Source organism: Streptomyces carpinensis (assembly GCF_002154505.1).
Lineage (GTDB): Bacteria > Actinomycetota > Actinomycetes > Streptomycetales > Streptomycetaceae > Streptomyces > Streptomyces carpinensis.
In genome coordinates, this window is record NZ_MUBM01000493.1 from 1 (window position 1) to 304 (window position 304).

General features: G+C 69.7%; 1 protein-coding gene. It reads right to left on the minus strand.

Translation table 11 applies throughout. The features are described from left to right. Nucleotides 1-304 (minus strand): CocE/NonD family hydrolase (locus BZY54_RS54175; RefSeq protein ID WP_244217636.1); only part of this gene is annotated, 304 nt, incomplete at both ends.

Consider the following 304-nt stretch of genomic DNA (forward strand, 5'->3'; position numbering starts at 1 on the left):
GTACGACTTGCCGTACATGCCCACCGCACCGGTGGACCACGGCTGCTGGGCGGCCCAGTCGATCGCGGCCTTGACGTCCGCCTGCTCACCGGGGCCGCCCCAGTCCAGGCAGCCGGTTGAGCCGCCGAAACCGCGCAGGTCCACCATGACGAAGGCGTAGCCGTGGTCGAACAGATCGGTTCCCTCGATGAAGTCCTGGAAGCGGGACGAGGGCCCGGTGTGCGACCAGCCCTCGGGGCCCGTCTGCCCGGTGTGCCCGAAGTACGGGCCGATCGACAGGATGACCGGCACCTTCTGACCGGCC